Source organism: Colwellia ponticola, from assembly GCF_005885605.1.
GTDB classification, from domain to species: domain Bacteria; phylum Pseudomonadota; class Gammaproteobacteria; order Enterobacterales; family Alteromonadaceae; genus Colwellia; species Colwellia ponticola.
Window position 1 is genome coordinate 1 of sequence record NZ_SZVP01000168.1, and the last position, 430, is coordinate 430.

General features: G+C 62.8%; 1 protein-coding gene. It reads right to left on the reverse strand.

The features are described from left to right. Positions 1-430 (reverse strand): type VI secretion system contractile sheath domain-containing protein (locus tag FCS21_RS16390; RefSeq protein ID WP_171035747.1); only part of this gene is annotated, 430 nt, incomplete at both ends.

The window sequence follows — 430 nt, forward strand, 5'->3', positions numbered from 1 at the left end:
GAAGTCAGTGTTTTTCTTGTGCAGCAGCGGCATGAAACCGTTCTTCGCCAGTTCCGCTTCACGGCGGTCGCTGATGGCGATTTCGGTCGGGCACTTCATGTCCACGCCACCGTCATCGGTAGGGAACGTGTGGGCCGGCAGGTTTTCCACTTCACCGCCGGACTCCACGCCACGGATGCGCGAGCACCAGCCGTAGTGCTTGAACGAACGGTTGATGTTCACCGCCATCGCGTAGGCGGCGTTGGCCCAGGTGTACTTGGAGCTGTCGGCGCCGTCGGTGTTTTCTTCGAAGGCGAAGGCTTCCACCGGGTCGGTCTTGGCGCCATACGGCAGGCGCGCCAGGAAGCGCGGCATGGTCAGGCCGATGTAGCGCGAGTCTTCCGATTCACGCAGCGAGCGCCAGCCGGCGTATTCCGGGGTGGTGAAGATC